Annotated in this window: 24 protein-coding genes; 5 read left to right on the top strand and 19 right to left on the bottom strand. The window is 72.9% G+C overall.

Annotated features, from left to right (window positions below):
- Positions 1 to 134 precede the first annotated feature (134 nt).
- From holA to ACLBX8_RS17900, 9 genes are all read right to left on the bottom strand, one after another.
- Positions 135 to 1,172: a DNA polymerase III subunit delta gene (gene holA / locus ACLBX8_RS17940; protein ID WP_020094291.1), complete on the bottom strand. Its 1,038-nt coding sequence runs from the start codon at positions 1,170 to 1,172 to the stop codon at positions 135 to 137.
- Positions 1,173 to 1,178: 6 nt separating this feature from the next.
- Positions 1,179 to 1,724 (bottom strand): LPS assembly lipoprotein LptE, encoded by a 546-nt coding sequence (lptE, locus tag ACLBX8_RS17935; protein WP_447682445.1) that lies wholly within the window; start codon positions 1,722 to 1,724, stop codon positions 1,179 to 1,181.
- A 169-nt stretch (positions 1,725 to 1,893) separates the two neighbouring features.
- A complete protein-coding gene (locus tag ACLBX8_RS17930; RefSeq protein WP_447700716.1) occupies positions 1,894 to 2,853 on the bottom strand; it encodes an AEC family transporter in 960 nt (319 codons plus the stop codon).
- Between the two features lie 107 nt (positions 2,854 to 2,960).
- Positions 2,961 to 5,192, bottom strand: coding sequence for a TonB-dependent siderophore receptor (locus ACLBX8_RS17925; protein WP_447715580.1), 2,232 nt, complete (start codon positions 5,190 to 5,192; stop codon positions 2,961 to 2,963).
- A gap of 130 nt (positions 5,193 to 5,322) precedes the next feature.
- A complete protein-coding gene (locus tag ACLBX8_RS17920; protein ID WP_447715579.1) occupies positions 5,323 to 6,201 on the bottom strand; it encodes an acid phosphatase in 879 nt (292 codons plus the stop codon).
- Between the two features lie 161 nt (positions 6,202 to 6,362).
- Positions 6,363 to 7,217, bottom strand: a complete 855-nt coding sequence (locus tag ACLBX8_RS17915) for an alpha/beta fold hydrolase (RefSeq protein ID WP_447715578.1) — start codon at positions 7,215 to 7,217, stop codon at positions 6,363 to 6,365.
- 26 nt (positions 7,218 to 7,243) lie between these two features.
- The gene (gene dapD / locus ACLBX8_RS17910; RefSeq protein WP_020094284.1) at positions 7,244 to 8,119 is read right to left on the bottom strand and encodes a 2,3,4,5-tetrahydropyridine-2,6-dicarboxylate N-succinyltransferase; all 876 of its coding nucleotides are present in this window, start codon (positions 8,117 to 8,119) and stop codon (positions 7,244 to 7,246) included.
- A 36-nt stretch (positions 8,120 to 8,155) separates the two neighbouring features.
- Positions 8,156 to 8,647 carry a cyclic nucleotide-binding domain-containing protein gene (locus tag ACLBX8_RS17905; RefSeq protein WP_020094283.1) on the bottom strand — a complete coding sequence of 164 codons (492 nt, stop codon included), beginning with the start codon at positions 8,645 to 8,647 and terminating at the stop codon, positions 8,156 to 8,158.
- Positions 8,648 to 8,712: 65 nt separating this feature from the next.
- Positions 8,713 to 9,399 (bottom strand): response regulator transcription factor, encoded by a 687-nt coding sequence (locus ACLBX8_RS17900; protein ID WP_020094282.1) that lies wholly within the window; start codon positions 9,397 to 9,399, stop codon positions 8,713 to 8,715.
- Positions 9,400 to 9,776: 377 nt separating this feature from the next.
- On the opposite strand from ACLBX8_RS17900, the gene ACLBX8_RS17895 reads away from it, so the two are divergent.
- Positions 9,777 to 10,334, top strand: coding sequence for a L,D-transpeptidase family protein (locus ACLBX8_RS17895; RefSeq protein WP_447715577.1), 558 nt, complete (start codon positions 9,777 to 9,779; stop codon positions 10,332 to 10,334).
- 33 nt (positions 10,335 to 10,367) lie between these two features.
- On the opposite strand, the gene ACLBX8_RS17890 is transcribed toward ACLBX8_RS17895, so the two are convergent.
- Entirely contained in the window at positions 10,368 to 11,075 is a 708-nt protein-coding gene (locus tag ACLBX8_RS17890) for a YggS family pyridoxal phosphate-dependent enzyme (protein WP_170855234.1), read from the bottom strand.
- A 268-nt stretch (positions 11,076 to 11,343) separates the two neighbouring features.
- Between ACLBX8_RS17890 and leuS the strand changes: the two genes are divergently transcribed.
- Positions 11,344 to 13,929, top strand: a complete 2,586-nt coding sequence (gene leuS / locus ACLBX8_RS17885) for a leucine--tRNA ligase (RefSeq protein WP_447700711.1) — start codon at positions 11,344 to 11,346, stop codon at positions 13,927 to 13,929.
- Positions 13,930 to 14,288: 359 nt separating this feature from the next.
- Here the strand turns inward: leuS and ACLBX8_RS17880 are convergent, their stop codons facing one another.
- From ACLBX8_RS17880 to ACLBX8_RS17870, 3 genes are read right to left on the bottom strand one after another with little or no spacing between them, the layout of a single operon-like run.
- Complete coding sequence (locus tag ACLBX8_RS17880; RefSeq protein WP_447715576.1) at positions 14,289 to 15,077, bottom strand: ABC transporter substrate-binding protein; 789 nt, start codon at positions 15,075 to 15,077, stop codon at positions 14,289 to 14,291.
- Positions 15,078 to 15,093: 16 nt separating this feature from the next.
- Positions 15,094 to 15,864, bottom strand: a complete 771-nt coding sequence (locus tag ACLBX8_RS17875) for a TerC family protein (protein WP_447700709.1) — start codon at positions 15,862 to 15,864, stop codon at positions 15,094 to 15,096.
- Positions 15,861 to 16,814, bottom strand: a complete 954-nt coding sequence (locus ACLBX8_RS17870) for a lipid kinase (protein ID WP_447700708.1) — start codon at positions 16,812 to 16,814, stop codon at positions 15,861 to 15,863. The genes ACLBX8_RS17875 and ACLBX8_RS17870 overlap by 4 nt, the downstream gene beginning before the upstream one ends.
- A gap of 215 nt (positions 16,815 to 17,029) precedes the next feature.
- On the opposite strand from ACLBX8_RS17870, the gene ACLBX8_RS17865 reads away from it, so the two are divergent.
- From ACLBX8_RS17865 to ACLBX8_RS17855, 3 genes are all read left to right on the top strand, one after another.
- Entirely contained in the window at positions 17,030 to 17,962 is a 933-nt protein-coding gene (locus ACLBX8_RS17865) for a hypothetical protein (RefSeq protein WP_447700707.1), read from the top strand.
- Between the two features lie 245 nt (positions 17,963 to 18,207).
- Positions 18,208 to 19,482: a nuclease gene (locus tag ACLBX8_RS17860; protein WP_447700706.1), complete on the top strand. Its 1,275-nt coding sequence runs from the start codon at positions 18,208 to 18,210 to the stop codon at positions 19,480 to 19,482.
- A gap of 4 nt (positions 19,483 to 19,486) precedes the next feature.
- A complete protein-coding gene (locus tag ACLBX8_RS17855; RefSeq protein WP_447700705.1) occupies positions 19,487 to 20,527 on the top strand; it encodes an aldose epimerase family protein in 1,041 nt (346 codons plus the stop codon).
- A 25-nt stretch (positions 20,528 to 20,552) separates the two neighbouring features.
- Here the strand turns inward: ACLBX8_RS17855 and ACLBX8_RS17850 are convergent, their stop codons facing one another.
- The 6 genes from ACLBX8_RS17850 to ACLBX8_RS17825 form a co-directional block, all read right to left on the bottom strand.
- Complete coding sequence (locus ACLBX8_RS17850; protein ID WP_447700704.1) at positions 20,553 to 20,909, bottom strand: hypothetical protein; 357 nt, start codon at positions 20,907 to 20,909, stop codon at positions 20,553 to 20,555.
- A gap of 24 nt (positions 20,910 to 20,933) precedes the next feature.
- The gene (locus ACLBX8_RS17845) at positions 20,934 to 21,290 is read right to left on the bottom strand and encodes a hypothetical protein (protein ID WP_447700703.1); all 357 of its coding nucleotides are present in this window, start codon (positions 21,288 to 21,290) and stop codon (positions 20,934 to 20,936) included.
- Positions 21,291 to 21,306: 16 nt separating this feature from the next.
- A complete protein-coding gene (locus tag ACLBX8_RS17840; protein WP_447700702.1) occupies positions 21,307 to 21,735 on the bottom strand; it encodes a hypothetical protein in 429 nt (142 codons plus the stop codon).
- A 132-nt stretch (positions 21,736 to 21,867) separates the two neighbouring features.
- A complete protein-coding gene (locus ACLBX8_RS17835) occupies positions 21,868 to 22,386 on the bottom strand; it encodes an Hsp20/alpha crystallin family protein (protein ID WP_447700701.1) in 519 nt (172 codons plus the stop codon).
- Positions 22,387 to 22,529: 143 nt separating this feature from the next.
- Positions 22,530 to 23,012: an Hsp20 family protein gene (locus ACLBX8_RS17830; RefSeq protein ID WP_447700700.1), complete on the bottom strand. Its 483-nt coding sequence runs from the start codon at positions 23,010 to 23,012 to the stop codon at positions 22,530 to 22,532.
- Between the two features lie 488 nt (positions 23,013 to 23,500).
- Positions 23,501 to 26,155: a DNA translocase FtsK gene (locus tag ACLBX8_RS17825; RefSeq protein ID WP_447700699.1), complete on the bottom strand. Its 2,655-nt coding sequence runs from the start codon at positions 26,153 to 26,155 to the stop codon at positions 23,501 to 23,503.
- Positions 26,156 to 26,245: the final 90 nt, after the last annotated feature.

Raw genomic sequence — 26,245 nt, 5'->3', positions numbered from 1 at the left:
CGACATCGCGCGTCCCTGTCCGTGTCGGGTCGTGTCGCAGCCGTCTCGCCTGCGGGCCCCTCCGGCCAAGACTGTCGCGCGGTACCCCCCTCTCCGGTGCGGGAAAGGCAATCCGCGCCACCGGCGGCGCGGCCTCAGCGCCGCCGCCGCGCGCCCGCCTCGGCGACCCGCAGGAGGGCCGCCGAGGCCAGCGCGTGGGCCAAGTCGGGCTCGGCCCGCCGGCAGGCGAGGACGGCCTCCTGCAGGGCCGCCACGGCCTGCCGGAGGGTCCCGGGCGGCCACGCACCGAGTTGGCCCTCGATACTGGCCCTGCGCTTGAAATGCAGGCCCCGCCACGTCGCCACCATCGTGGCGGGTGTCTTGTCGGGATTGTCGAGGCGGGTGGTGAGCAGCGTCAGGGCGTGCCGCAGCGCCGAGCCCAGCACCACGCCCGGGTCGAGGCCCTCGTGCCGGAAGCGGCGGTAGTCGCGCTCCACCGCGTCGCGGCGGCCGTCGAAGGCGGCGTCGATCAGGGTGTTGAGCACGCTCGCCGCGACGTCGCTGGTCACGGCCTCCACGTGCTCGAGGGTCACGGTCCGGTCCCCCTCCCCCGCGGCGTAGAGGGCGAGCTTCTCGATCTCCATCAGGCTCGCCCGGCGGTCGCCGCCGAGGCTGCGGGCCAGGACCTCCCGGGCGGCGCGGTCGATGCGCAGGCCGCGCTCCTGGAGCGTGCGCTCGATCAGGTCCGAGAGGGTTCGCTCGTCGTCGGCGTAGCACGGGATCGCCAGCGCCTTCGGCGAGCGCTCGCAGAGGGTGCGGAGCGGGTTGTTCTTGGCGAGGTCGCCGGCCTCCACCACGATGCGGGCGTCGGCGACCGTCGCGCCCAGCACGGCCTCGACGGCCGGCGCGTAGTTGCGGGTGCCGGGCCGGACCCAGATCGACCGCCGGCCGCCGAACAGCCCCAGGGTCCCGGCCTCGTCGCACAGCCGGCCCGGATCAGAGGCGAGGGCGTCGCCGTCGATCCGTACCAGCGCGAACGGGTCGGCCGGGTCGTCGACGAAATCCTCGGCGAGCTTCCGGGCCCGCTCGGTCACCAAGCCGGTATCCGGCCCGAAGACCAGGATGACGGGGATGCGCGGATCGGGCCCGCGCCGGATCAGCCCCTCGATCTCGCCGGCCTTGACCGCCGTCACGTCGGATTACGGCTTCGTCGAGAGCACGGCCGCGAGGCGGCTCTTGATCTGGTCGGACAGCACGCTCGCCAGCCGGATCTCGGCGTCGCGCGCCGCCCGCTGGCTGGCGAAACGCTGGATCGAGCGGTCGTAGGTCGCCGTCGAGGTGGCGACACCCTCGGTGTAGACCTTGGTGCCGCTCATGTCCTCGAGGCTGTACTTGATGTTGGCCACCAGGGTGCCGGCCTCGGCGCGGCCGGTGGTGGAGGAGACGATCGGGGTCTGCACGATCTCGGAGCCCGAGAGCTTCAGCCGGTAGCGCTTGGTCGCCGGGTGGCCGGACCCGTCGAGGTCGAAGACCAGCTCGCTGCGCAGGTAGTGGCCGAGGCGCTCCTGGCCCTGGGCCATCGCGACGTCGTCGACCTGGACCGAGGCGAGCAGGGCCTGGACGGATTCCCCCGAGGCGGTCGGCCCGTAGAGCGGCCGGAAGCAGGCCGAGAGGCTCAGCGCCAGGCCGGTCGCGCAGGCGAGGCGGGCGATCCGCCCCGCGATGGAAACTCCCGAACCCACCATCCGCCGTCGTTCCGCCCCTGCCTGTCGGATCGTTCTAGCGCGGACACGGCGTTCCGCGCCACGACGCTACGGGGCAAACGTTACGATTCCTCTGCGGCAGGAGCGTGGTCGCCCGGTTTCCGAATGTGAGGCCGCGGCCGTCCGGAGAGCCCGGGATCGACCGGGCCGCCTAGGCGATCGCCGCGAGGTAGGCCGAGACCGTCACGACGGCCAGCACGGTCGAGACCAGCACCACGGTGGCGGTCAGGTCGGCCTCGCGCCGGTAGAACTCCGCCAGCATGAACGGCCCGGTGCCGGTGGGGAGGGCGGCCATGAGCACCGCGGTGTGCAGCAGGAGCGGGGGCAGGTCGAACAGGTAGCGGCCGAGGCCGTAGGCCAGGAGCGGGTGGAGCACCAACTTGAGGCCGACGAGCAGCGCGGCGGTGCGCCCCTGCCCGTCCCCGGTCTGGCGGGGCTGGGCCAGGAACAGGCCGAGCGCCACCAGGGCGCAGGGCGCCGCCGCGCCGCCGAGGAGCTTCAGGAACGTGGCCACCGCGTCCGGCACGGCGAGGCCGGCGCTCGGCACCAGCGCGCCCAGCACCGGTGCCACCAGCAGCGGGTTGCGCACCAGCGAGCGGCCGACCGTCCACCACACGGGCCGGCGCGCCCCGCCGCCCCTCCCCGACGCGGCCGCCTCGCGCCGCAGACCGGTCTCGATGAGCACGATCGCCACCGCGAAGACCCCGCAGACCGTGAGGATCGCCGCCACCGTGGTGGGCGCGAGCGCCTCCGGCCCGAAGGCGACGAGCGCCAGCGGGAAGCCCATGAAGCCGGTATTGGCGTAGCCGGCGTTGAGCCCGTCGACCGCGGCGTCGGCCAGCGGCCGCCCCGCCCCGCCGCGGATCAGCACGGCGAGGGCGAAGATCGCGAGGCTGCTGAGTCCGAAGGCCCCGATGAAGCCGGGCTTCCAGATGGTGCTCCAGTGGGCGTGCGCGGTCACGTCGAACAGCAGCGCCGGCAGGGCCAGGAAGACCACGAACCGGTTGAGTTCGGTGGTGGCGGCGGCCCCGAGCACGCCGACGCGCCGGGCCAGCCAGCCGGCGAAGATCAGCGCGAAGATCGGCAGCACGACCAGCAGGGTCGAGAGCATGGCGGGTCCGGGTCGGAGGACGATGCTCCGGCCTTAGGACGGTTTCCGATCCCGGCTCCAGTGCCGGGGGCGGGGACCTGCCATGCCGCGGCCCCCGCTCCCGGACATTACCAGCGGTAGATCAGGCTGCCGATGACTGTCGCGGGCGCGCCGCGGTAGCAGAACCCGGCCTGGCAGGTCGTGTAACTGCGGTCGAAGATGTTGGACGCGTTGATCTGCGCGCGGAAGCCCCTGTACTTCGGGTCGAGGGCCGCGAAATCGTAGGCGACCAGCGCGTCGAACAGGGTCACGGTCGGGTTGCGGACGGTGTTCTCGTCGTCGGCGAAGCTCGTCCCGGCGTAGCGGATGCCGCCGCCCAGTTGCAGGCCGGCCAGCGGCGAGCCGGGTGCGAACTGATAGGTCCCGAAGGCGGTGAAGCTGTCGCCCGGGATCCCCGAGAGGGCGTTGCCGTCGATCGGCCGCCCGGTGACCAGGGAGGTCTGGCGCAGATAGCGAAGGTTGAGATGGGTGTAGGACAGCGTCAGGTTGGTTCCCGGCGCGAAGTTCGCCGTCAGCTCGGCCTCGAACCCTTTCGATTCGACCGACCCGGTCGCGACCTGATTGGCGATGTTGTTCGGATCCTGCCGCAGGAGCGACGATTGCACGATGTCGAACCCTGAGAACGACGTCGTGATGTTGGTGTTCGGGATGGCCGCCTTCACGCCGGCCTCGATCTGGTCGCCGGTCGCGGCCTTGAACGGGTTCCCGTTCACGTCGACGCCGACCTGCGGCGTGAAGGTCGTGGCGTAGCTGGCGTAGGGCACCAGGAAGTCGGTGAGCAGGTAATTCAGGCCGATGCGGCCCGAGAAGGCCCGATCGGTCTGGTCGGCGACCGTGCCGGCCGTCCGGTCGCTCGTGTTCTGGAAGACCCAGTCGTGCCGGCCGGTGAGGGTCAGCACGAAGCGCCCGAGCTTGGCCTGATCCTGCAAGTAGGCGCCGATCTGATCCTGCGCCTGGCTCTGGAAGTTCGTGTAGCGCGGCCGGGCGATGACCTGCTGCCCGTAGTTCAAGGTCAGGAGGTTGAGGTCCGGCGCGGCCCCGAAACCGAAGGCGCGCGTGTAGTCGTAATGGGCGTAATCGACCCCGCCGATCAGAGTGTGCTGGATCGGACCGGTGGTGAAGCGGCCCTCGAGCTGGTTGTCGAGGGAGATCTGGCCCAGCGTGTCCAGGTAGGCGCCGGCCGTCCGCGCGCCCAGGGTCCGGGCCGGGTTCAGCCCCGTGATCGACGTGTAATCGTAATCCGCGCGGACGTCGTAGTAGCGAAAGTTCTGACGGAAGATCAGATCCGGCGAGAACCTGTGCTCGAAGGCGTAGCCGACGCGATACTGCTGCTGCTTGTACTGGTTGAGAGCCGGATCGCCGGAGTAGAAATTGGTCACCCGGAAGCCCGGATCGTTGTAGAAGAAGGACGTTCCCGGCAGGCGCGACTCGAAATACTCGCTGAGGAAGGTGAAGCTGGTGTCGGAATCCGGGCGCCACGTGAAGGACGGGGCGATGAAGGTGCGGTCGTCGTCTCCGCCGGGCAGGTAGGTGTTGGACTGGCGCTTCACGCCGGTCACGCGGTAGGCCACCGTCCCGTCGGTGCCCGCCACCGGGCCGCCGATGTCGAAATTGCCTTGGAAGCGGTCGTAGTTGCCGGCCTGAAACTGCACCTCTCCGAAGGGTACGAAGACCGGGCGCTTCGAGGTCGAGTCGACGATGCCGCCGGGCGAGCCGAGACCGTAGAGGCCCGAGGCCGGACCCCTCAGGATGGTGACCGCGTCCAGCCCGTAGGGCTCGCTGCGCGGGATCGTCAGGCCCACGGCATTGAGGCGCAGGCCGTCGCGGAAGATGCCGTTGTAGGTCGCGCTGAAGCCGCGGATGTAGAAGGCATCGTAGCGGGGATCGAAGCCGAACACGCTGCTCGACACGCCCGGCGTGTAGGCGATCGCCTGGGCCAGATCCTGCACGTTGCGGTCGTTGAGCTGCTCGCGGGTGACCACGGAGACCGATTGCGGGGTCTCGAGCAGGGGCGTGTTGGTCTTGGTCGCCGCGGGGCTCACGCGCGCCACGTAGCCGGCGACGCCGGAGGGGCCGCCGCCGCCGCCGCTGGTGGCCGCGCCGCCGCCGTCGCCGCGGCTGACATTGCCGCCGCCGACGCCGCCCGTCGGGGCCGCGGCGGGCGCCGGGCGGGCGGCCTCCACGGAGATCTCGTCGAGCTGGACGGCGGCGCCCTGCGCGGCGGCCGCCGGAACGAGGGCGACGGTGGTCAGTGCGGTGGTGGCGAGGAGCAGACCGGACGGAGCGGAACGAAACGACATCGGGGACCCACGAACGCGCCTCTACACGGCGCCCGGGGCTCCCGTACCATCGATCACGGCCGCTCGATCAAGCCGAAAACGTGTTGTAAATCACACACTTGGAAGCGTTCAAATCTACAATCGTTCGCGCCTAGAACTCGAGCGGGGGCTCCCGCAGGGCGGTCGCCTCCCGGGTGCAGGCGGCCTGATCGGGAACCGTCCCGGGGCTGGCGAGGGCGCCGCGAAGCTCGGCGCGGGCCTTGTCGAGATCGGCGCGGAAGGCCGCGTCGCCCATCAGGGCGGCGAAGACCGCGGTGCCGGTCAGGCGTCCCGCGGCCACGTCGCTGAGCCAGTGCACGCCGCAGACGATCCGGCTCTCGCCGTAGGCCCGGCCGCGGGCCAGGATCGGGGTCGCCTTCTCGGGCACCAGGGACGCGAGGATCAGCGCGTAGGCCCAGCCCTGCGTGGCGTGGCCCGACGGGTAGCTGAAGCTGTCGGCCAGGGCCTGGCTGCGCTGCACGCAGATCGGCGCCTCGTTGCCGACGAACGGGCGCAGGCGGCGGTAATGGACCTTGGGTCCCCGCGTCGCCCGGGCGAGATCCAGGCGGGCGCGCTCCAGGAGGTTGATCACCGCCGGCACCCGCGCCTGATCGATCCGGGTGCCGAGCACGCAGGCGAAGTTCTCCAGGACGGCGGCGGCGCCCTCGGACACGTCGTTGGCGGCCAGCTCCCAGCGCGGCGACCCCTTGAGGGCGCGGGTGCTGTTGAAGGCCGCCCGGTCGGCCTTGTCGAGGGGCGCGTCGTGGGCCGGCGGGGAGGGCAGGAACTGGACGGCGTCCGGCACCGCCCCGTCGGCGAGGTAGGGCTTCACGGCCGGCCTGCCGGGCTTCAGCGTGTCGGCGCCGAGGGACGGGGCCGCGGGCGTTGCCGGGGGGGCCGGGCGGGGGGAATCCTCGGCGCGGGCCGCGACGGCCAGGAGGAGGGCGAGGGCGGCCGGGGCGAGGAGGGGCAGGGACGGCGTGCGCAGCATCGGATCCGGGACTCTCTCGGATGGAATCTGCGGGGCGCGCCCGCTGCCGGAGGAACGGCTCAGCCGGCCCGTTCAGTCCCTGCACAGGCACACACGCCTGTCCAGGGCGGGGCGGCGGCGATCCGGGCCGCTTGTCACACGCGCCGGCCCGCGCGCCGCGCTCACGCCGCCCGGATCGCGGCGGCCACGGCGTCCGGATGCTCCTCGTGCGGGCTCAGGGCGCCGGGGATCGCGGCGCCGGTCACGCGGCCGCCGGCGACAAGGGCGTCCATCTCGGCGCCCGAGCGCCGCGGGGCGCCCGCGGGGCGCAGCACCAGGGTCGGCGGCAGGCCGTCGCCGAACAGGGCCAGGAAGGCGTCGCGACTGCCCACCGGGTCGAGGCCGCCGGTGACGAAGGCGGCGGTGCCGAAGCGGCCGTTGCGCTGGCGGGTGATGGCGTGCTTGTCGCGGACCACCGCCGGGGTGACCCGGGCCGCGTCGGCGTAGACGTGGGCGCGCATCATCCGGCCGATGATCGGCGGGCTGATGTTGATCCGGTAGAGCGCCTCGCCGAGGATCGGGGCCTCCACGGCCCGGCGGATGCGCGGGAACCAGTGCGCCCGCCCCGGCATCGCGGTGGGCAACGGCCCCCGCCAGGTCGGGGCCACCAGGACCAGCCGCCCGAAGGCCCCCGGGTGCCGCCGCGCCGCCGCCACGAGGTAGCCGGCGGCGTGGCCGGCCGCGACGCCGAGGGCGTAGGGGCCGGGCGCGGCCGCCAACAGGGCGTCCAGGAAGGCGTGGAAGGTCGCCGGGGCGAGGGGGACCCGCGCCCGCGGCCGGGCGCCGAAGCCCGGCCAGTCGGGGACGAGGCAGCGGTACTCCGTCCCGAGCCGCCCGGCGAGGCCGCGCATCTCGGCCCGCGCCGAGATGGTCGACAGGGCCGGGAGCAGGAGCGCGTCCGGCCCCGCCCCGATCCGGTCGCAGGGGGTCGGCACCGTCCGGCCCGCCACCGTCAGGGTCAGCTCGGACGTCTCCATCGCGCTCCCGCCAGGTCCCGGATGAATCAGGTGCGCAGCAGCTCGTTGATGGCGGTCTTGGACCGCGTGCCGGCATCGACGCGCTTGACGATCACCGCGCAGTAGAGGCCGGGGCCCGGCGTGCCGTCCGGCAGCGCCTTGCCGGGCATCGTGCCCGAGACGACCACCGAGTAGGGCGGCACCCGGCCGTACATGACCTCGCCGGTGGTCCGGTCGACGATCTTGGTGGAGGCGCCGATATAGACGCCCATGGACAGGACGCTGCCCTGGCCGACGATGACGCCCTCCGCCACCTCGGCGCGGGCGCCGATGAAGCAGTCGTCCTCGATGATCACCGGGTTGGCCTGGAGCGGTTCCAGGACGCCCGCGATGCCGGCGCCGCCCGAGATGTGGCAGTTCTTCCCGACCTGCGCGCAGGAGCCGATCGTCACCCAGGTGTCGACCATCGTGCCCTCGCCGACATGGGCGCCGAGATTGACGAAGCTCGGCATCAGCACGGCGCCGGGAGCGATGTAGGAGCCCCGGCGCACGAAGCAGCCCGGCACGGCGCGCAGGCCCGCGGCGCGGAACTCGGCCTCGCCCCAGCCGGCGAATTTCGACGCGACCTTGTCCCACCAGGGCGCGCCGCCGGGGCCGCCCTCGATCGTCGCCATGTCGTTGAGGCGGAAGGAGAGCAGCACCGCCTTCTTCAGCCACTGGTTCACCACCCAGTCGTGGTTGCCCGACTTCTCGGCGACGCGGGCCTTACCCGAATCGAGCAGCTCCAGGGCCGCCTCGACCGCCTCGCGCACCGCGCCCTTGGTGGCGGTCGACACGTTGGCGCGGTCGTCCCAGGCGGCTTCGATGGTCTGGGCGAGATCGGAATGGGCGAGATCGGAATGGGGCTTGCCGGCCTGGGACATGGGACGGGTCAGAACTCTTGCGGCGGGAGCCCGTGCTTACAAGCGGCCACCGGAGCTGTCACCTGAGGAGATGCCGTCGATGACCTCGAGCAGTTCGCGGACCTGATCGAGATCGGTCACCAGCCCGGCGAGGTCGTCCGCCAGGGTGTCGTGGACGGCCCGCGCGGCGGCGGGGAACTCCTCCAGCACGCGGCGCATCAGCATCGGGGTGATCCGCATCACCGCGGCGCTTCCCTCGGCCCGGGCCTCGGTCGGGCGCGTCCCGCGCACGAACAGGGCGAGCTGGCCGATCAGGGCCGAGCGCCCGGCCCGCACCGGCTCGGCCGTCGGAACCCGGGGCTCCAGGCGGATTGTGCCCGCCATCACCACGAAGCCGCCATCGGCCGGATCGCCGCGGGCGAAGAGCAGGTCGCCGTCCGCGAGGTCGCGCCGCTCGGCCGCGAAGGTCAGCAGGCGCAGGGCGTCCCGGTCGAGGAAGCCGAACAGCGGCGCGGCCGCGAGGATCGCGATATCGTCGTCGAGCCCCAAGAACGCCTCACCACCCTGCGCATACGCGAACCCGCCGGATCGCCTACACGTAAAGCTTCAATTCGTCAGGGCAGCAACTTGTATCCGCCGCCCTCGGTCACGAGGATCGCGGCGGTGGCGGGGTTCGGCTCGATCTTCTGGCGCAGCCGGTAGATATGCGTCTCCAGCGTGTGCGTGGTCACCTGGGCGTTGTAGCCCCAGACCTCGGCCAGCAGGGTGTCGCGGTTCACCACGGCCCGGCCCGCCCGGTAGAGGAAGCGCAGGATCGCGGTCTCCTTCTCGGTGAGCTTCAGCTTGGAGCCGCGCTCGCCGACGAGGAGCTTGGCGCCCGGGCGGAACGTGTACGGGCCGATCTGGAACACCGCGTCCTCGGAGGCCTCGTGACTGCGCAGGTGGGCGCGGATCCGGGCCAGCAGGATGCCGAACTTGAACGGCTTGGTGACGTAGTCGTTGGCGCCGGCCTCCAGCCCCTCGACGTGGTCCGCCTCGGAATCCTGGGCGGTCAGCATGATCACCGGGCCGCGGAAGCCGGCGGCGCGCATCCGGCGCACGGCCTCGCGCCCGTCGAGGTCGGGCAGGCCGACATCCATGACGGCGAGGTCGATCCGCTCCGCGGCGACCCGCCGGATCGCGTCGGTGGCGTTGGCCTCGGTGAAGACCGTGAACTCGTCGCAGAGATCGAGCTGCTCGGTCAGGGTATCGCGCAGGACCGCGTCGTCGTCGCAGATCAGCAGGCGGTAGACATTCGGCATCGTCCGGGCCCCAGTGCGTGCTGCGGGAGGGGCGAGGGCCGCCTGCCGGGTGCAGCATGCGATGATGTCAGATCTCGGCAGGATCGCGCGACGACCCTACCCAGGCTTGTGTTTCCGCATCCTTTCGCCGCCGTGACAAGCGCCCCGGCGAACGGGCTGCGGGATCGGGGGCGCGCCGCTCCGGGATCACGGCGGCGGTCCCCGCGGCGCGGCGGGGGGCTGGCGCGCTCCCGAATCCCGGCTCGGCGGCCCGGGTTCAACCGAGAGATAGAGCATCCTTTGTGGCCGGAAGTTGCCTTGTGCGCAATTTTTCACCGGTTCGAAGTACCGATCCCGGGCATAAGGCCCCGGGATTGGACGGATCGGGGAGGACGGAGATGCGGCGGCCGAGCAGAGGACCCATCCGCCTGACCCTGGGGGAGATCCGCGTCCGCGCCCTCGTCGGGGACCGGCGGCGCGGGCAGCTCCTCGTCGGCCCGGCGGTGATTCCCTGCGCCCTCGGGGCGGGCGGGATCGTCGGCGACAAGCGCGAGGGCGACGGCGGCTCGCCGCGCGGGCGCTTCCGCCTGCGCGGCGGCGCGTACCGGCCCGACCACCTCGCGGTCCGGCCGCGCACGCTGCTGACCCTACGGGCGACCCGCCCCGACGACGGCTGGTGCGACGAGAGCCGGGACCGCCGCTACAACCGGCCGATCCGCCTGCCGGCCCCGGGGGTCAGCGCCGAATCGATGTGGCGGGGCGACGGGCTCTACGACGTGGTGATCGACCTCGACTACAACCGCGCCCCGATCCGGAAGGGGCGGGGCTCGGCGATCTTCCTGCACATCGCCCGGGACGGGTACCGCCCCACGGAGGGCTGCGTCGCCCTGGCCCGGGCCGATCTCCTGCGCCTGCTCGGGCGCCTCGGGCCGCGGACGCACCTGCGGATCGGCTGAGGCCCGGGCCCAGGTTGAGGCCCGGGCCCAGCGTCAGGCCTTCCGGGTCCGGGCCCCGAAGATCGCGGTCCCGACCCGGACATGGGTGGCGCCGAGCTGGATCGCCGCCGGGAAGTCCGCGCTCATGCCCATGGAGAGGATCGGCAGGTTGTGCTCGTGGGCGAGCCGGGCCAGCAGGGCGAAATGGGCCGAGGGTGGGTCGTCCGCGGGCGGGATGCACATCAGGCCCTGGATCGCCAGCCCGTGGGTCTCCCGGCACTCCGAGAGGAGGGTGGCGAGCTGGTCCGGGAGCACGCCGCCCTTCTGCGGCTCCGCGCCGGTGTTGACCTGGATGAGCAGCTTCGGGGTCCGGCCGGACCGCTCGATCTCCTTGGCCAGGGCCGCCGCGAGCGACAGCCGGTCGAGGGAGTGGATGACGTCGAACAGCGCCACCGCCTCCCGGGCCTTGTTGGATTGCAGCGGCCCGACGAGGTGCAGCTCCACGTCCGGGAAGCGGTGGCGGAGGGCCGGCCACTTCGCGGTGGATTCCTGGACGTAGTTCTCGCCGAAGACGCGATGGCCGGCCTTCAGCGCCGGCAGGATGCCCTCGGCCGGGACGGTCTTGGAGACCGCCACGAGTTGCACTTCGGCCGGGTCGCGCTCCGAATCCTCGGCCGCGCGGGCGATGGCGGCGCGCACCTCGGCGAGCCCGGCCGCGACATCGGCCTGACCGACGGGGAGCTTGTCGGTCCTCTGTCCCATCCCGTCGGTCGGAGGGGCATTCGTGCCGGTCGTCGCGTCGTCCATGGCGTGCCTGTCCTGTCGCTGCCGGGCGTCGGTCTGCGTGGTATGAGCCTCGGCGCGCGTCGTCGTCGCGCCTGATCCCCGCCGACCTATGCGTTCGCGCGCCCCGCGCAAGCCCGAATCGCGCGCCGCGTTGACCGGCTGCGGCGCAGATATGCTATCGCGGCGCGACCGTGCCGTGGTCATCCTTCGGAATGACCGACGAGCCCCTGACGCAGCCGGATCCATGACCGCCAGCACCGCCCCCCAGCCCGTCGAGCGCTACAACGCCAAGGATGCCGAGCCGCGCTGGCAGGAGGCCTGGGCCGAGAAGCGGCTGTTCGAGACCGACAATGCCGACGGCCGCCCGAAATACTACGTGCTCGAGATGTTCCCCTACCCGTCGGGGCGCATCCACATGGGCCACGTCCGCAACTACGCGATGGGCGACGTGGTCGCCCGCTACAAGCGCGCCCGCGGGTTCAACGTGCTGCACCCGATGGGCTGGGACGCCTTCGGCCTGCCGGCCGAGAACGCCGCCATGGAGCGCAAGGTCAACCCGCGGGACTGGACCTACGCCAACATCGCGTCGATGCGCGACCAGCTGAAGGCCATGGGCCTGTCGCTCGACTGGAGCCGGGAGATCGCGACCTGCGATCCCGACTACTACAAGCACCAGCAGCGCATGTTCCTGGACTTCCTGGCCAAGGGCCTCGTCACCCGCCGCACCGCGAAGGTGAACTGGGACCCGGTGGACCACACGGTGCTGGCCAACGAGCAGGTGATCGACGGCCGCGGCTGGCGCTCCGGCGCGCTGGTGGAGCAGCGCGAGCTGACCCAGTGGTTCTTCAAGATCACCGACTTCGCCGAGGACCTGCTGACCGCGCTGGACGGTCTGGACCGCTGGCCCGAGAAGGTCCGGCTGATGCAGAAGAACTGGATCGGCCGCTCGGAGGGCCTGGAGGTTCTTTTCGCCCTGGCCCGACCGGTGGCCGGCGCGGCCGATCCGGTGCCCGTCTACACGACCCGGCCCGACACCCTGTTCGGCGCCAAGTTCCTGGCGATCGCCGCCGACCATCCCCTGGCCGCCGCGCTGGCCGAGGGACGGCCGGAGCTGCAGACCTTCATCGAGGAGTGCCGCCGCACCGGCACCGCCCAGGCCGCGATCGACACCGCCGAGAAGCACGGCTTCGACACCGGCCTGACCGTCCGCCATCCCTTGGACCCGTCCTGGGAGCTGCCGGTCTACGTGGCGAACTTCGTGCTCATGGAGTACGGCACCGGCGCGGTGTTCGGCTGCCCGGCGCACGATCAGCGCGACCTCGATTTCGCCAACAAGTACGGGCTCGGCAACACGCCCGTGGTCTGCCCGGAAGGGCAGGATCCGGCGACGTTCGTCATCACCGACACCGCCTATGTCGAGGACGGGCGGATGATCAACTCGCGCTTCCTCGACGGGATGCGCACGGACGAGGCCTTCGAGGCCGTGGCCCGGCGCCTCGAAGGGGAGGGGGTCGCCCGGCGCAAGGTCCAGTTCCGCCTGCGCGACTGGGGCGTCTCTCGGCAGCGCTACTGGGGCTGCCCGATCCCGATCATCCACTGCGACAGCTGCGGCCCGGTCCCGGTGCCGGTGGCCGACCTGCCGGTGAAGCTCCCCGAGGAGGTGTCGTTCGATCAGCCCGGCAACCCGCTGGAGCGCGACGCGGCGTGGCGGAACGTGCCCTGCCCGCATTGCGGCGCGCCGGCCCGGCGCGAGACCGACACGATGGACACGTTCGTCGACTCGTCCTGGTACTACGCGCGCTTCACCGCGCCCTGGCTGGCGGACGCGCCCACCGACCGGGCCGTGGTCGACCGCTGGCTGGCGGTGGACCAGTATATCGGCGGCATCGAGCACGCGATCCTGCACCTGCTCTACGCCCGGTTCTTCATGCGGGCGATGCGCGAGACCGGCTGGGCCGGCGTGGCCGAGCCCTTCGCCGGCCTGTTCACGCAGGGCATGGTCGTCCACGAGACCTACAAGGACGCGGCCGGCGCCTGGGTGCCGCCGGCCGAGATCCGCTTCGCCACCGAGGAGGGTGAGCGCCGCGCGTTTCACGTGAAAACTCAGGCGCCGATCGCGATCGGCCCGATCGAGAAGATGTCGAAGTCGAAGAAGAACGTGGTCGACCCCGACGACATCATCGCGAGCTACGGGGCCGACACGGCGCGCTGGTTCATGCTGTCCGACTCGCCGCCCGAGCGCGACGTGATCTGGACCGAGGAGGGCGTGCAGGGCGCTGCCCGGTTCGTCCAGAAGGTCTGGCGGCTGGTGAACGCGGCCGGACAGGCGGCGGGCGACGGCGCCGCGGACCTGACCCTGCGCAAGGCCGCCCACCGGGCGCTCGCCTCCGTGCAGGACGATATCGAGCGCCTGCGCTTCAACCGCTGCGTCGCCCACATCTACACCCTGGCCAACGCCCTGGAGGACGGCCTGCGCGGGCCGGTCTCAGCCGGTGCCGCCCAGGAGGCGGCCGGCATCCTGGTGCAGCTCATCGCCCCGATGATGCCGCACCTCGCCGAGGAGTGCTGGTCCGTCCTCGGCCGCGGCGGCCTCGTCGCCCAGGCGCCCTGGCCCGAGACCGAGGCGGGGCTCCTGGTCGAGGACGAGATCACCCTGCCGGTCCAGATCAACGGCAAGAAGCGCGCGGACGTGACCGTGCCGCGCGACGCCGACGCCCAAGCCGTGGAGGCCGCGACCCTGGCGCTGGAGGCCGTCCAGAAGGTGCTGGAGGGCAAGGCGCCGCGGAAGGTGATCGTGGTGCCGGGGCGGATCGTGAACCTCGTGGTGTGATCCGGCGTCCGGTCGATGGCATCGATCTGACCGTCTTTGCGAGCGCAGCGAAGCGATCCAGCGGCACGACGCCCACCGAGGTCGCGCTACCCTGGGTCACTTCGCTTCGCTCGTGATGACGGAGCGCGTGACGCCGGCCGAGAGACTCTTCGGGACATGGAGAAAACCCCGGATCGTGACGTTCCGCTCGATCCTCTGTCCGTCCGTAGATCCGATCGTGAGGTGCCTGCCCCGGCAGGTCTCGAAGGAGGGATCCAGTCGGCCGCACGAGCCCTGAAAGGGCTCCTTCGAAGCTCCTTCGAGGCTCCTTCCGCTCGCACCTCAGGACGAGGTGTGCGGGTTCGATGGCCGCCGATAACTCATGGCGCCGCCAGCTCCGGATCCTGTCCGCTGGCCTCCAGGCCGCGCCGCACCAGCCCGTCCCGCTTCGCCCGCGCGACGAAATCCGCGAGATACGCGGCGCCGGCCGGATGCCCGACCGGCATTCCCATCGCCTGCGGGATCTCCATGAAGTGCCCCGGCAGCAGCCGCACCTCCGGGTGGGCCGCCGCGTAGGCGGCGAGGGGCTGGTGGACGCCGGCCGCGACGTCGAGCCCGTCCCGGGCGAAGGCCGTGACCGCCTCGGCCGAGGTCGGCGCCCGCACCAGGGTCGCGTGCTGCAGCGCGCGACTCAGGAACAGGTCGTAGGCGCTCCCGCGCCCCACCGAGACGCGCACGCCGTCGCGGTCCACCGCCTCCGGGGAGCGGATCGGCGAGGCGGCCGGCACGAGGTAGCTGCCGGCGATCAGCACGTAGGGCTCCGTGAAGGCGATCCCCTCCGCCCGCTTCGGGTCGATCGCCAGGAAGCAGATGTCCCAGGTCCCGGAGCCCGCCGAGCCCGAGACCGCGCCGGCCCCCGGGAAGGTCACGAATACCACCGGCACGCCGAGCCGGGCCGCCAGCGCCCGCGCGAGGTCGACCGAGACCCCCGCGGGTCCGTCGGCGCCGCCCTGGGCCAGGACCGGGTTGCCGAGGTTGATCGCCGCCCGGAGCGTGCCGGTGGGGGCGAGGTCGTGCAGGACCATCGGATCGGGCGCCATCGGTTTCGTCTCCGCGTGGACGGCGGCGGGGAGGAGCAGGAGGAGGAGGAGGGCCGCACCGAGTCGCATGAGAATCGTTCCGCCCTCAGGCGCGCCGCGTCGGCCCGGTCGACGCAGGGGCGCCGTCCCGGGCGGGACGGCGGCGCCGGCGGGCCAGCATGTTGAGGCCCTCGACGCCGGCCGAGAAGGCCATGGCGGTGTAGATGTAGCCCTTCGGCACGTGCGCGCCGAACCCCTCAGCGATCAGCGTCATGCCGATCATGATCAGGAAGCCGAGGGCCAGCATCACCACGGTGGGGTTCCGGGCGATGAAGGCCGAGAGCGGCTCGGCGGCGACCAGCATCACCACCACGGCGACCACGACCGCCACCATCATCACCGGCACGTGCTCGGTCATGCCGACCGCGGTGATGATCGAGTCGATGGAGAAGACGAGGTCGAGGAGCAGGATCTGGCCGATCGCCGCGCCGAAGCCGATCGTGCCGCCGGTCACGCCCGGGGTCTCGGGCTCCGGATCCACCGTGTGGTGAATCTCCTTGGTCGCCTTCCAGAGCAGGAACAGGCCGCCGCCGATCAGGATCATGTCGCGCCAGGAGAAGTCCTGGCCCAGCACCGAGAAGACCGGCTCGGTCAGGTGCACGATGAACGCCACCGTGCCGAGCAGCCCCAGCCGCAGGATCAGCGCCAGCCCGATCCCGATGCGCCGCGCCCGCGTCTGATGCTCGGGCGGCAGCTTGTTGGTCAGGATCGAGATGAAGATCAGGTTGTCGATGCCGAGCACCACCTCCATCACCACGAGCGTGGCGAGGGCAGCCCAGACGGCGGGCTGACTGGCGAGCTGGAGCAGATCGGTCACGGGCGCGGTGCCTCGCTGGTCGGGAACAGGCGGCTCCCGAGGGCCGTCAGGTCGAAGGGGGCCGGTCCGCGCACCGGTTCGGGCGCCAGGACCTGCAGGATCTTCGGGAAGACCTTGAAATGGGCGGGCGTGCGCGTGGTCAGCTCGCCGTCGGTGTTCACCGGCCGAGGCCTGCGGGTCGAGAGCCGGATCTCCTGGGTGTGGAACGCCCGCACGTCGGCGGCCCGTCCATGCGTGCCCCGCCGCAGGGCGGGCAGCAGCGCGAGGAGCCGCCACCAGTGCTTGATCTCCAGGCTGTAGAAATCGAGCTTGCCGTCATCCACCGCGGCACTCTCCTCCACGGTCATGCCGCCGCCGTAGTGGCGCCCGTTGCCGACCGAGACCTGGATCGTGGTGACCTTCTCCACCACGCCGTCGTGCTCGATCGTCACCGTGAAGGGCCGGACCCGGCGCAAGACCCGGACGGCCGCCACCGCGTAGCCGAGGACGCCCCAGGTCTTCTTCGATTCGGACGTCAACTCGCCCGCGAGCTCCGCCGAGAAGCCGATGCTCGCCACGTTGAAGTAGTAGTGGCCGTTGACCCAGCCGAGATCCACCGGCCGCGCCTGCGCGGTCGGGATGAAGCGGGCCGCCGCCAGGGGGTCGAGCGGCAGGTTGAGGGAGCGTGCGAGGTCGTTCGCCGTGCCGAGCGGCAGGATCGCGAAGGGCAGGCCGCTCGCCACCAGCGCGGGCGCGGCGTAGTTCATGGTGCCGTCGCCGCCGCCCAGGATCACGAGATCGACCGCGCCGGCCCGCTCGCGGATCACGTCGCGGCAATCGGCTTCCGGCGGCGGCTCCTCCGGCTCGATGCCGCCCGCCCGCAGGATCTCCCGCACCTCGTCGAGATCCAGGGCGCCGTTGCGCGCCTTGGCGTTGCAGAGCAGCAGGGCCCGGCGCGGCTGCGTGCTCATCGCGCGCTCCCGGGAAGCGGGCCGGCGGGCGACTCGGTCTCAGGTCGGGCCAAGGGATCCTCGGTGCACGGGGGAGCGGGCAGTCTGGAACGCGGTAGGGAACCTGGGACCGGCCAAAGGCCAAGTCTGTCCCCGACTTGGTACCCAAACGCACGAACGCAACCCCATCATCCCCGCAATTCCGGGCTGGTCGCCGGCGCGGAGTTCGGCAGGATGTGGGCGCGCCCGAGCCCTTCGTGGAACCCCCGACCCACGCGGGCGCGTTCTCCATGATGCCCGCCCCGGCCGCCAGGAAGGCACCGATGTCCGCCACACGTCCCGTCCGTCCCCAGGCCCTCGCCCTCGGCATGCTCCTGCCGTTCGCCCTCGCGGGCGGTGCCGCCGCCCAGAGCGCTTGGGTCGACCCGCCGCCCCGGGCCGCCGCGCAGGCGCAGGGTTCCGCGCAGGGTCCGGGGAAGGAATCGGCGCAGGAGGCAGCGAAGGAATCGACGAAGGACGCGGCGAAAGCGCCGGTGCGCGCCGCCGAGCCGGTCCGGCAGGCCGCCAGACCCGAGCCGGGCGAGGACGCCCTGCCGAAGGCGGCGGCCACGCGGGCGCCGGGACCGAAGCGGGCGGCCGCCCTGGAGCGTCCGCCGGTCCGGGAACACCTGCACCACCCCGCGCGCCACCCGCACCGGCTCGCCGAGACGCCGGCCGCGCCCGCCCCGGTGCCGGGCGCGTCGGCGGAGCGCGTGGCCGCCGCCCGGGCGCTGACGACGAGCTACCTCGCCACCGTCTCCGGCCCGAGCGACACCATGGTCGGGGCCGCGACCCAGTACTACGCGACCCGCGTGCGCTTCTACGGGCGGCCGATCACCACGGCGGCCCTGGTCGCCGAGAAGCGCAGCTTCGTCCAGCGCTGGCCCGAGCGGCGCTACGAGCCGCGGGCGATGCGCGCCGCCTGCGACACCGAGACCTGCACGATCCGCACGATCGTCGATTTCCGCACCGCCAATCCGGGCCGGGGCGCCGTGTCCAGCGGCGAGGCTGAGCTGGTCCTGGAGGTGGGTTTCGCCGGGACGCGGCCCTACATCCTCGGCGAGACCGGTCGCGTCCTGCGGCGGAGCATCCAGGCCGGAACCCTGGCCGCCTCGCCCGGCAAGGCGTAAGAGCCGCGCGTCGCGGTCCGCCACCTCGCGGCGGGCACGGGCTCGCGCGGGGTTTGCGGCGGCCCCTACAAGAACGCCCGCAAGGGCGGCTAGAAGGGCGCCAGCGAGGGAAGCGTGCGGCGGGGCGCGTCGCGGGATCGGTCCTGCGGGTCGGGCGTTCCGTGGGGCGCCCGCGGGCGCCCTTCGTCGGGAGGCGCGATCGAGCCTCCTTCGCGCCGCGCGTCGGTGATGCCGGGATCGGGTGAATGACGTCTTCAACGGTGGTGGAGCAACAGGAGACGGAGCCGGCCCGGCCGGTTCTCGACAGTCCCGGCCGCCTCGCCCTGCGCGAGACGATCCGGGCCGAGATCGCGCGCGCGCGTCCGCGTCCCGTCGCGGTCCGGACCCTGGAGCTCCTGGCCGAGGCCGCCTGCGCCCCGGACGAGTCCGGGACCGGCCTCCGCGTCCTCGACCGCCACGGGGCCGCGCGGCGGCGGGAGGGCACCTCCGAGCCGATGACCTTGGCGGACCTCGTCGCGGAGCTGCGCGCGCGCCATCCCGCCCTGTTCCTGCCGCCGGAGCCCGAGCCCGAACCGGCCCCGGCGACCGCCGAGGAGGCCCGGGACTCGTCCCTGCTGAGCGGCGCCTACGAGATGAAGGCCGCGACCGCCCGCTTCGTCGGGACCCAGTCCGAGCGGGCGCGCTCCCTGGCGGAGCGCTCCTCCGAGCAGGGCCGCGTGCTGGCGCAGACCGCCGCCGGCCGGTTCGCCAGCCTGCGGACGAACCTGCGCGGACGCTTCGCCCGCCCGCCCGTCGACGCGGAGGCCGGGCCGGCCGCGGGCGCGGATCCGGCGGCGGCGTGGAACAGCGGTCCCGGACGGTTCGGCGAGACGCTGCGCGACGGCCTCGGCCACGTGCGCGACCGCCTCAGCCTCGGCGGGGGCGGGATCGATGACGGCGCGCGCCGGCAGCGCCGGCTGCTCCTCGGCGCCGTCGCCGGCACCCTGGTGGCGGTGCTCGCCGCGGGGCTCGTGCTGGACCGCTCCGCGCCGGAATCCGGGCGCCCCGCCGCCCCGACCGCTTCCCGCACGGATTCCCGCGCGGAAGCCCCGAGCGGCGCCGCGCCGAACGCGCGGCCCGCAGGTCCCCCGGCCTCGGCCCCCGACACGGTGACGCCGCCCCCCGAGACAGGCGGCGATCCCGAGCCCGACGCGCCGCTGCCGCCGAACGCCGTGACCGGACAGGCCCAGGTGATCGATACCGCGACCCTCAAGGTCGGCGGCAAGGTCGTGCACCTGTTCGGCGTCGAGTGGGTGCGGGGCGGCCAGGCGGAGGAGCTGGCCCGGTACATCGGCAACCGGTCGGTGACCTGCCAGCCCGCCCCCGGCAGCGCGAACATGAACTGCCTCGTGGACGGGCGCGATCTCTCCGAGGTGGTGCTGTTCAACGGCGGCGGCCGCGCCGCCCCGGAGGCGAGCCCCGAACTGGTCGCGGCCGAGGACCACGCCCGGAGCGAGCGGCTCGGCGTCTGGAAGCGCTAGCCGGATGCCGGCCGAACCGTTCGGCACGACGGCGGACGGCCGAACGGTCGGCCGCCACACCCTGAGCCGGGGCAGCCTGCGCGTCGCCGTCATCGAGTACGGCGCGGCCGTCACGGCGATCGAGGTGCCCGACCGCGCCGGCCGTCCGGCCAACGTCGTGCTCGGCCTCGACACCCTGGCGGGCTACGAGACCGTGAGCCCGAGCTTCGGCGCGATCGTCGGGCGCTACGCGAACCGCATCGCGGGCGGGCGCTTCAGCCTCGACGGGCACGACTACCGGCTGCCGGTGAACGAGCCCCCCAACACCCTCCACGGTGGCCCGGAGAATTTCGGCCGGCGCCTGTGGCGGGCGGAACTCAGCGACGCGACGCGCCTCGTCCTGAGCCGCCGCTCGCCGGACAGGGAGGAGGGGTTTCCGGGCACTCTCGACGTCCGCGTCACCTACAGCCTGCCCGCGGAGGGCGTGCTGCGCGTGGACTACGCCGCGGTGACCGACCGGCCCACGGTCCTGAACCTCACGAACCACAGCTACTTCAACCTCGCCGGCGAGGGGGCGGGCAGCGTCCTCGGCCACGTCGTGCAGGTCGAGGCGGACGCCTTCGCGCCGACCGACGCGACCCAGATCCCCACCGGCGCGCTGCTGCCGGTCGCCGGGACGCCGTTCGATTTCCGCGCGCCGCAGGCCCTGGAGGCGCGGATCCGCGCCGGGGACCCGCAGCTCACCTACGCCAAGGGCTACGACCACACCTTCGCGCTGCGCGGGGCCGCCGGGACGCTGCGGCCGGCCGCCACCTGCGTCGATCCCGGCAGCGGGCGGCGGCTCGACGTCTGGACCACGCAGCCGGCGCTGCAGCTCTACAGCGGCAACACCCTCGACGGGCGCCTGATCGGCCCGTCCGGGCGGATCTACCGGTCGGGCGACGGCGTCTGCTTCGAGACGCAGGGCTTTCCGGACGCGCCGAACCAGCCCGGCTTCCCCTCCGCGGTCCTGCGGCCGGGCGAGACCTTCGCGGCCGCCACGGAGTTCCGGTTCTCGGTCGTGTGATGGTCGTGTGACGGCCGCGGCGCGCTCAGGCCGCCGCGCGATCGAGCGCCCGGGGCGCCGGGATCGCGGCGGCCGGGGCGGCGGGATCGGGACGCCGCGCCTCGCCGAGCGCCAGGAGGGCGGCCTTCACGGCGTCGAGCCGCGACGGCTCGCCCTCGGCCATGCCCTCGGCGGCGGCGACCTCCTTCAGGTACTCGTCCCAGGCCCAGCGCCGCAGGATCTCCCGCTTGCAGCTCGGGAGCAGCCGGGGATGATCGCGCAACGCGGCCGGGGTGTCGAACACCGCGGCCGGGTTGACCAGGACGCGCTCCATGTCGGGCAGGCGCGCGGCCGCCGGGCCGGGCGGGATGGCGTTTCGGATTCCGATCGTCCCATCTTGCATGGTTGCCTCCCTGGACGGGCGCGCTCAGCCGCCGAAGAGGCCGAGGCGCGCCGCCGATTGGACGGCGAAGCTCGCCGCGAAGGACAGCAGGGCCGCGTCCCACGCGGTCAGGTGCCGGGCGTTGGCCGGCGGCCCGGCCCGCGTGATCGCCCGGCCGAGCCACGCGAAGCCCGACAGGCTCAGCAGGGCCGCCAGCACCCAGGGCAGGGCGGGCGCCGGGCAGGGCGCCGCCAGGGCGAGGCACAGGGCGAGGCACAGGGCCACGGACAGGAACCAGCGGCCGAGCACCGTGCTGTCGGTGGTCCGCGCCGGCCCTCGGCGCCGGCCGCGCCGCGACCGGGGCAGGAGCCCGTGCCCACCCCGCAGGTCGAAGGTTGCCATCACGCGGCTCCCCGGCTCAGTTCAGCAGGGGCTCCGGTCCGGCCGGACCGCGCTCCCAGCGCCGGAAGTGCGCCGCGGGGACGGGGGGCTCGGGCGGCGGGGCTGCGGGCGGTACCGAACCCTCATCGAGCGCCTGGAGCGCTTCCAGGATCGCGCTCAGCGGCACGGGCTCGGCCCGGCAGCCCGGCAGGCAGCGCAGCGTCGGGCAGGACTCGACCGCGCGGGCGTCGGAGGCCCAGGAGGCCAGGATCGCCCGCTTCTCGGCCCGCGACAGGCCGGGATAGCGCAGCACCTCCCGGGGATGCCGGAAGACGTCGCCCGGCGCCACGAAGGCCTCGAACGGCTCGACCGCCTGCGGCCTCAGGCTGGCGGCCGCCACCGGACCGACGCGCCCGATCTCGGGACGGAACGCGGGATGGACGGGGTTGAGATCGATCGGCTGCATGCGACCCTCCTCATCGTGAGCAAAGGCTGGGGTGGCCGGCACGCCCGATCGGGCCGCGCCGGCCGTCGCGTCATGCGTTCGGGTCCGTGACCGCGCAGGCGGTCACCCCCCAGGGTCGGCCCCGGGCCCGGCTCAGTGCTTGGCGGCCGGCGCGCCGGTGCCGTTGATGGCGATGCGCCGGCGGCGCTCCGGCGCCTCGGCCGCGCGCGGCAGCGTCACCGTGAGGACGCCGTTGCGGAACGTCGCCTCGGCCCTGTCCTCGTCGACCGGCACGGGGAGGGCGATCGACCGCTCGAAGCGGCCGTAGCTGCGCTCGGAATAGCCGCGGCCCGTGTCGGTGGACTCCGCGCGCTTCTCGCCCTTCAGGGTCAGGACGCCGTCCGCGATGAGCAGCTCGACGTCCTTCTCGTCGAGCCCGGGAAGCTCGGCGGAGACGCGCAGCGCACCGTCCGCCTCCGCCAGCTCGATATGGGGCCAGCCGAAGCCGCGGCCCGCGAGGCTCGGCACGCCGCCGAACCCGCCGAACACGTCGTCGAACAGGCGGTTCATCTCCCGGTGCAGCGTCAGGAAGGGGCTGGCCGGCTCCTGCGACAGGGCGGTCGGCGCCGGGGCGGGGGTGCGGTTCCAGGGAATCAGATCTCTCACGCTCATGGTCCTCGCTCCATCGAATGCGGTGCAGTCGTGGGAACGGGCCCGCGGGTCCGCGGACCCGTGAGGGATGTCATCCGTGTCGACAAGTGTGCCCGGGCGCGCCGCCCGGGACACCGGATCAGATCGTCCGATCAGGCTGCCATTCAGGCTGCCTTGGCCTCGCGGGCGATCTGCGCCGGGGCGTTGTCCTGGCCGGACGCGGCCGTCGTGCCGCCGATGGCGATGCGGCGGGGCTTCAGCGCCTCCGGCACCTCGCGCTTCAGCGCGACGGTGAGCAGGCCGTTCTCCATCGACGCGCCCACGACCTTCACGTGCTCGGCCAGATTGAACGTCTGGCGGAACGTGCGGGCCGCGATGCCGCGGTAGAGATAGTGCTTCTCACCCTCCTGGGCGGCCTTCTGACCCGAGACGAGGAGCGTGGTGTCCTGCTGGGTCAGCTCGATCTCGTCGGGCGTGAAGCCCGCGACCGCCATGGTGATGCGGTACTGGTCCTCGGCCACCTTCTCGATGTTGTAGGGCGGCCAGGCGGCCGACGGCTCGACGCGGTCGGCCTGGTTGATCAGCTCGAACAGGCGGTCGAACCCGATGGACGACCGGAACAGGGGCGAAACGTCGTACGTCCTCATAACCACATCCTCCGACGAGCAACGTGACTACAAGCAGCGCCGGACACCGTGCCCGGCGCCCTCAGAGCGAGCCCGTTTCCAGGCCTCGCACGCGCGTAACGTGCGGGCGAAGGGCCGGTTCCGCGCCGCGCGAAATTTTTCGGGTTGGGCGGGGGCTGGCCGAATACGGTGATCCGATCCGCATTGCCTCTCCCGCTGAGCTGCCGGCTGCACGCGCTCGCGGCCTCGGTTGGTCCATCCGTCAGGATGAGAGCGCGGGTTCCCTCTCCCGTGCGGGAGAGGGACAGGGTGAGGAAAGCTAATGTTCAGAAGACGGCGCGCCCCGTCCGCGCGTCAAACGCGTGCCCTGTCCGGAGACTTCCCATCCCTCACCCCAACACTCTCCCATACGGGAAAGGGGGCGCGTCGCGCTCCGCCGCAGGCCGCACCGCGAACACGTGTCGGCCGCACGGGGGAGGGGATGCCGCGAGCGCGGCAGGCCGGCGCTCTCAGCCGACCGCCTCCTCGACCAGGATCTCGCGCTTGCCGGCGTGGTTGGCCGGGCCGACGATGCCCTCGATCTCCATCCGCTCCATGATGGAGGCGGCGCGGTTGTAGCCGATCTGCAGCCGGCGCTGGATGTAGCTCGTCGACGCCTTCTGGTCGCGCAGCACGACCTGCACGGCCTGATCGTAGAGGTCGCCGCCGGCCTCGCCGAAGGAGCCCTGGTCGAACACGGCGCCGTCGAGTTCGAGTTCCGCGGCGCCGGCCTTGCCCTTGCCGCCGCCCTTCTCGGTCGCGCCCTCCTCGTCGTCGGCGGTGACGGCGTCGAGGTAGCTGGGGCGGCCCTGGCGCTTGAGGTGGGCGACCACGCTCTCGACCTCGCTGTCCGAGCAGAACGGCCCGTGCACCCGCGTCGTGCGCCCGCCCCCGGCCATGAACAGCATGTCGCCCTGGCCCAGAAGCTGCTCGGCGCCCATCTCGCCCAGGATCGTGCGGCTGTCGATCTTGCTCGTCACCTGGAAGCTGATCCGGGTCGGGAAGTTCGCCTTGATCGTCCCGGTGATCACGTCCACCGACGGCCGCTGCGTCGCCATGATCAGGTGGATGCCCGCCGCGCGCGCCATCTGCGCCAGGCGCTGGATCGCCCCCTCGATGTCCTTGCCGGCCACCATCATCAGGTCGGCCATCTCGTCGACCACGATCACGATGTACGGCAGAGGCGCCAGGTCCATCGCCTCGTCCTCGTACACCGCCTCGCCGGTGTGGCGGTCGAAGCCGGTCTGCACGGTCCGGGTCAGCACCTCGCCGCGCGCCGCCGCCTCGGCGACCCGGGCGTTGTAGCCGTCGATGTTGCGCACCGCGATCTTGGCCATCTTCTTGTAGCGCTCCTCCATCTCGCGCACGGCCCACTTGAGGGCGATGACCGCCTTCTTGGGGTCGGTGACGACCGGGGAGAGCAGGTGCGGGATGCCGTCGTAGACCGACAGCTCCAGCATCTTCGGGTCGACCATGATCAGGCGGCACTCCTCCGGCTTCAGCCGGTAGAGCAGCGACAGGATCATGGTGTTGATCGCCACCGACTTGCCCGAGCCGGTCGTGCCGGCGACCAGGAGGTGCGGCATGCGCGCGAGGTCGGCGATGATCGGCTCGCCGCCGATGTTCTTGCCCAGGCAGAGCGCCAGCTTGTGCTTGCTCTCGGCGAAGTCCGTCGAGGCCAGGAGCTCGCGCAGGTAGACCGTCTCGCGCTTGGCGTTCGGCAGCTCGATGCCGATGGCGTTCCGGCCGGGGACGACCGCGACGCGGGCCGAGACCGCCGACATCGACCGGGCGATGTCGTCGGCGAGCGCGATCACGCGGCTGGACTTGGTGCCGGGCGCGGGCTCGAGCTCGTAGAGGGTGACAACCGGGCCCGGCCGCACCGCCAGGATGTCGCCGCGCACGCCGAAATCGCCGAGGGTCGCCTCCAGCAGCGTGGCGTTCTGCTCCAGCGCGTCCGCCGAGATCAGGCTCGCCTGGGACGGGCCGCGGGGGGCCGCCAGCAGGTCGAGGGCGGGCAGGGCGTAATCCTCGGGACGGACGAGCGGCGCGGGCGCGCGCCGTGCCGGCACGGGCGCTGCGGGCGGCGGCGCCACCCGGGACGCGGTCGGCTCCGCCCGCGGCGGGACCGGGCGCTGCGGCGCCTCGAAAGCCTCCGGATCGTCCTCCGCATCGTCCCGCGCCCCCGCGGCGCGGCGGGCCGGCGCCGCGGGGGCGTCCTCGGACGTGTCGAAGACGGGCTCGCGCCGGCTCGCGCCGGCCTGCCGGCCTTCGGGCAGGTGCTCGGCCCAGGGGAGATCGGCGTCCGTGAAGGCGCGGCGGGCCGCGAGGGCGGGCGACGCGCCGTCGATCGGCTCGGCCCGGCCGGCGCGCCACGCGGCGATCCGGTCGGCCGCGGCGCCGCGCAGGCCCATCAGGCCCTGCGCCAGGGCGCCGACACCCACGAGGCCGAGGCTCGGCTCGTCGGAATCCTCGCGCTCGTCGCGGCCGGAATCCCGGCCCCGCGCCGGCGCGCGCCGGACGGGGTAGGGATCGTCGTGCAGGCTGTCCTCCTCGACGGCGCCGAACCGGCAGGCGCCGGTCAGGCTGAGGATCGCCACGGCGGCGTAGCCGAAGCCGACGAGGTGGGCCGCCGCCGACGAGACCGCGCCGACGATCACCCGCGCCATCGACAGCAGGCCGTCGCCGGCCACGCCGCCGAGGCCGGTGGGCAGGGGCCAGCGGGTCGTCGGCGGGAGCGCGCTCGCCACCGCGCTCGCGGCGCAGAAGCCGATGATCCAGAGGGCGATGCGCAGCCCGCCCTCGGGCAGGTTGCGCTCCCGCATCAGCCGGATGCCCCAGAGCACCGGCGGAAGCACGAAGGCCAGGGAACCCAGGCCCAGGATCTGCATGGCGAGGTCGGCCACGACGGCGCCCGGCTGGCCGAGGACGTTGTGGGCGGCGTGGTCGGTGGCGTGGTTGAGGCTCGGGTCGTCGATCGACCACGTGGCCAGGGCCACGGTCAGCGCGACCGCGCCGGTGAACAGCACGAAGCCGCCGAGCTCCGTCAGGCGCTTGCCCAGGAAGGGGCGAACGCTGTCGACGAAAGTCTCGTAGGGCGATGCGGGACGGCGAAGCGAGCGCATGCGGGACCGGACGCAGGACGGGGACTTACCCCCGAGGCTAGGCACGACCCCCTTAACGACCTGCTAAGGTTGAGGAAGGCTCACCGGCGC

The organism is Methylobacterium sp. D48H (assembly GCF_053345715.1).
The sequence above is the reverse complement of the archived record's forward strand: the minus strand, read 5'-3'. Positions and strand labels throughout refer to the sequence as shown.

Bases quoted from the DNA above. Each gene is read 5' to 3' on its own strand.
- ACLBX8_RS17845 (WP_447700703.1), bottom strand. From the start codon at position 21,290: ATGGCAACCTTCGACCTGCGGGGTGGGCACGGGCTCCTGCCCCGGTCG.
- dapD (WP_020094284.1), bottom strand. From the start codon at position 8,119: ATGTCCCAGGCCGGCAAGCCCCATTCCGATCTCGCCCATTCCGATCTC.
- ACLBX8_RS17870 (WP_447700708.1), bottom strand. From the start codon at position 16,814: ATGAGCACGCAGCCGCGCCGGGCCCTGCTGCTCTGCAACGCCAAGGCG.
- ACLBX8_RS17915 (WP_447715578.1), bottom strand. From the start codon at position 7,217: ATGGAGACGTCCGAGCTGACCCTGACGGTGGCGGGCCGGACGGTGCCG.
- ACLBX8_RS17830 (WP_447700700.1), bottom strand. From the start codon at position 23,012: ATGAGGACGTACGACGTTTCGCCCCTGTTCCGGTCGTCCATCGGGTTC.
- ACLBX8_RS17925 (WP_447715580.1), bottom strand. From the start codon at position 5,192: ATGTCGTTTCGTTCCGCTCCGTCCGGTCTGCTCCTCGCCACCACCGCA.
- ACLBX8_RS17895 (WP_447715577.1), top strand. From the start codon at position 9,777: ATGCGGCGGCCGAGCAGAGGACCCATCCGCCTGACCCTGGGGGAGATC.
- leuS (WP_447700711.1), top strand. From the start codon at position 11,344: ATGACCGCCAGCACCGCCCCCCAGCCCGTCGAGCGCTACAACGCCAAG.
- ACLBX8_RS17835 (WP_447700701.1), bottom strand. From the start codon at position 22,386: ATGAGCGTGAGAGATCTGATTCCCTGGAACCGCACCCCCGCCCCGGCG.
- ACLBX8_RS17855 (WP_447700705.1), top strand. From the start codon at position 19,487: ATGCCGGCCGAACCGTTCGGCACGACGGCGGACGGCCGAACGGTCGGC.
- ACLBX8_RS17860 (WP_447700706.1), top strand. From the start codon at position 18,208: ATGACGTCTTCAACGGTGGTGGAGCAACAGGAGACGGAGCCGGCCCGG.
- ACLBX8_RS17930 (WP_447700716.1), bottom strand. From the start codon at position 2,853: ATGCTCTCGACCCTGCTGGTCGTGCTGCCGATCTTCGCGCTGATCTTC.
- ACLBX8_RS17890 (WP_170855234.1), bottom strand. From the start codon at position 11,075: ATGGGACAGAGGACCGACAAGCTCCCCGTCGGTCAGGCCGATGTCGCG.
- ACLBX8_RS17880 (WP_447715576.1), bottom strand. From the start codon at position 15,077: ATGCGACTCGGTGCGGCCCTCCTCCTCCTCCTGCTCCTCCCCGCCGCC.
- ACLBX8_RS17825 (WP_447700699.1), bottom strand. From the start codon at position 26,155: ATGCGCTCGCTTCGCCGTCCCGCATCGCCCTACGAGACTTTCGTCGAC.
- lptE (WP_447682445.1), bottom strand. From the start codon at position 1,724: ATGGTGGGTTCGGGAGTTTCCATCGCGGGGCGGATCGCCCGCCTCGCC.
- ACLBX8_RS17840 (WP_447700702.1), bottom strand. From the start codon at position 21,735: ATGCAGCCGATCGATCTCAACCCCGTCCATCCCGCGTTCCGTCCCGAG.
- ACLBX8_RS17850 (WP_447700704.1), bottom strand. From the start codon at position 20,909: ATGCAAGATGGGACGATCGGAATCCGAAACGCCATCCCGCCCGGCCCG.
- ACLBX8_RS17920 (WP_447715579.1), bottom strand. From the start codon at position 6,201: ATGCTGCGCACGCCGTCCCTGCCCCTCCTCGCCCCGGCCGCCCTCGCC.
- ACLBX8_RS17900 (WP_020094282.1), bottom strand. From the start codon at position 9,399: ATGCCGAATGTCTACCGCCTGCTGATCTGCGACGACGACGCGGTCCTG.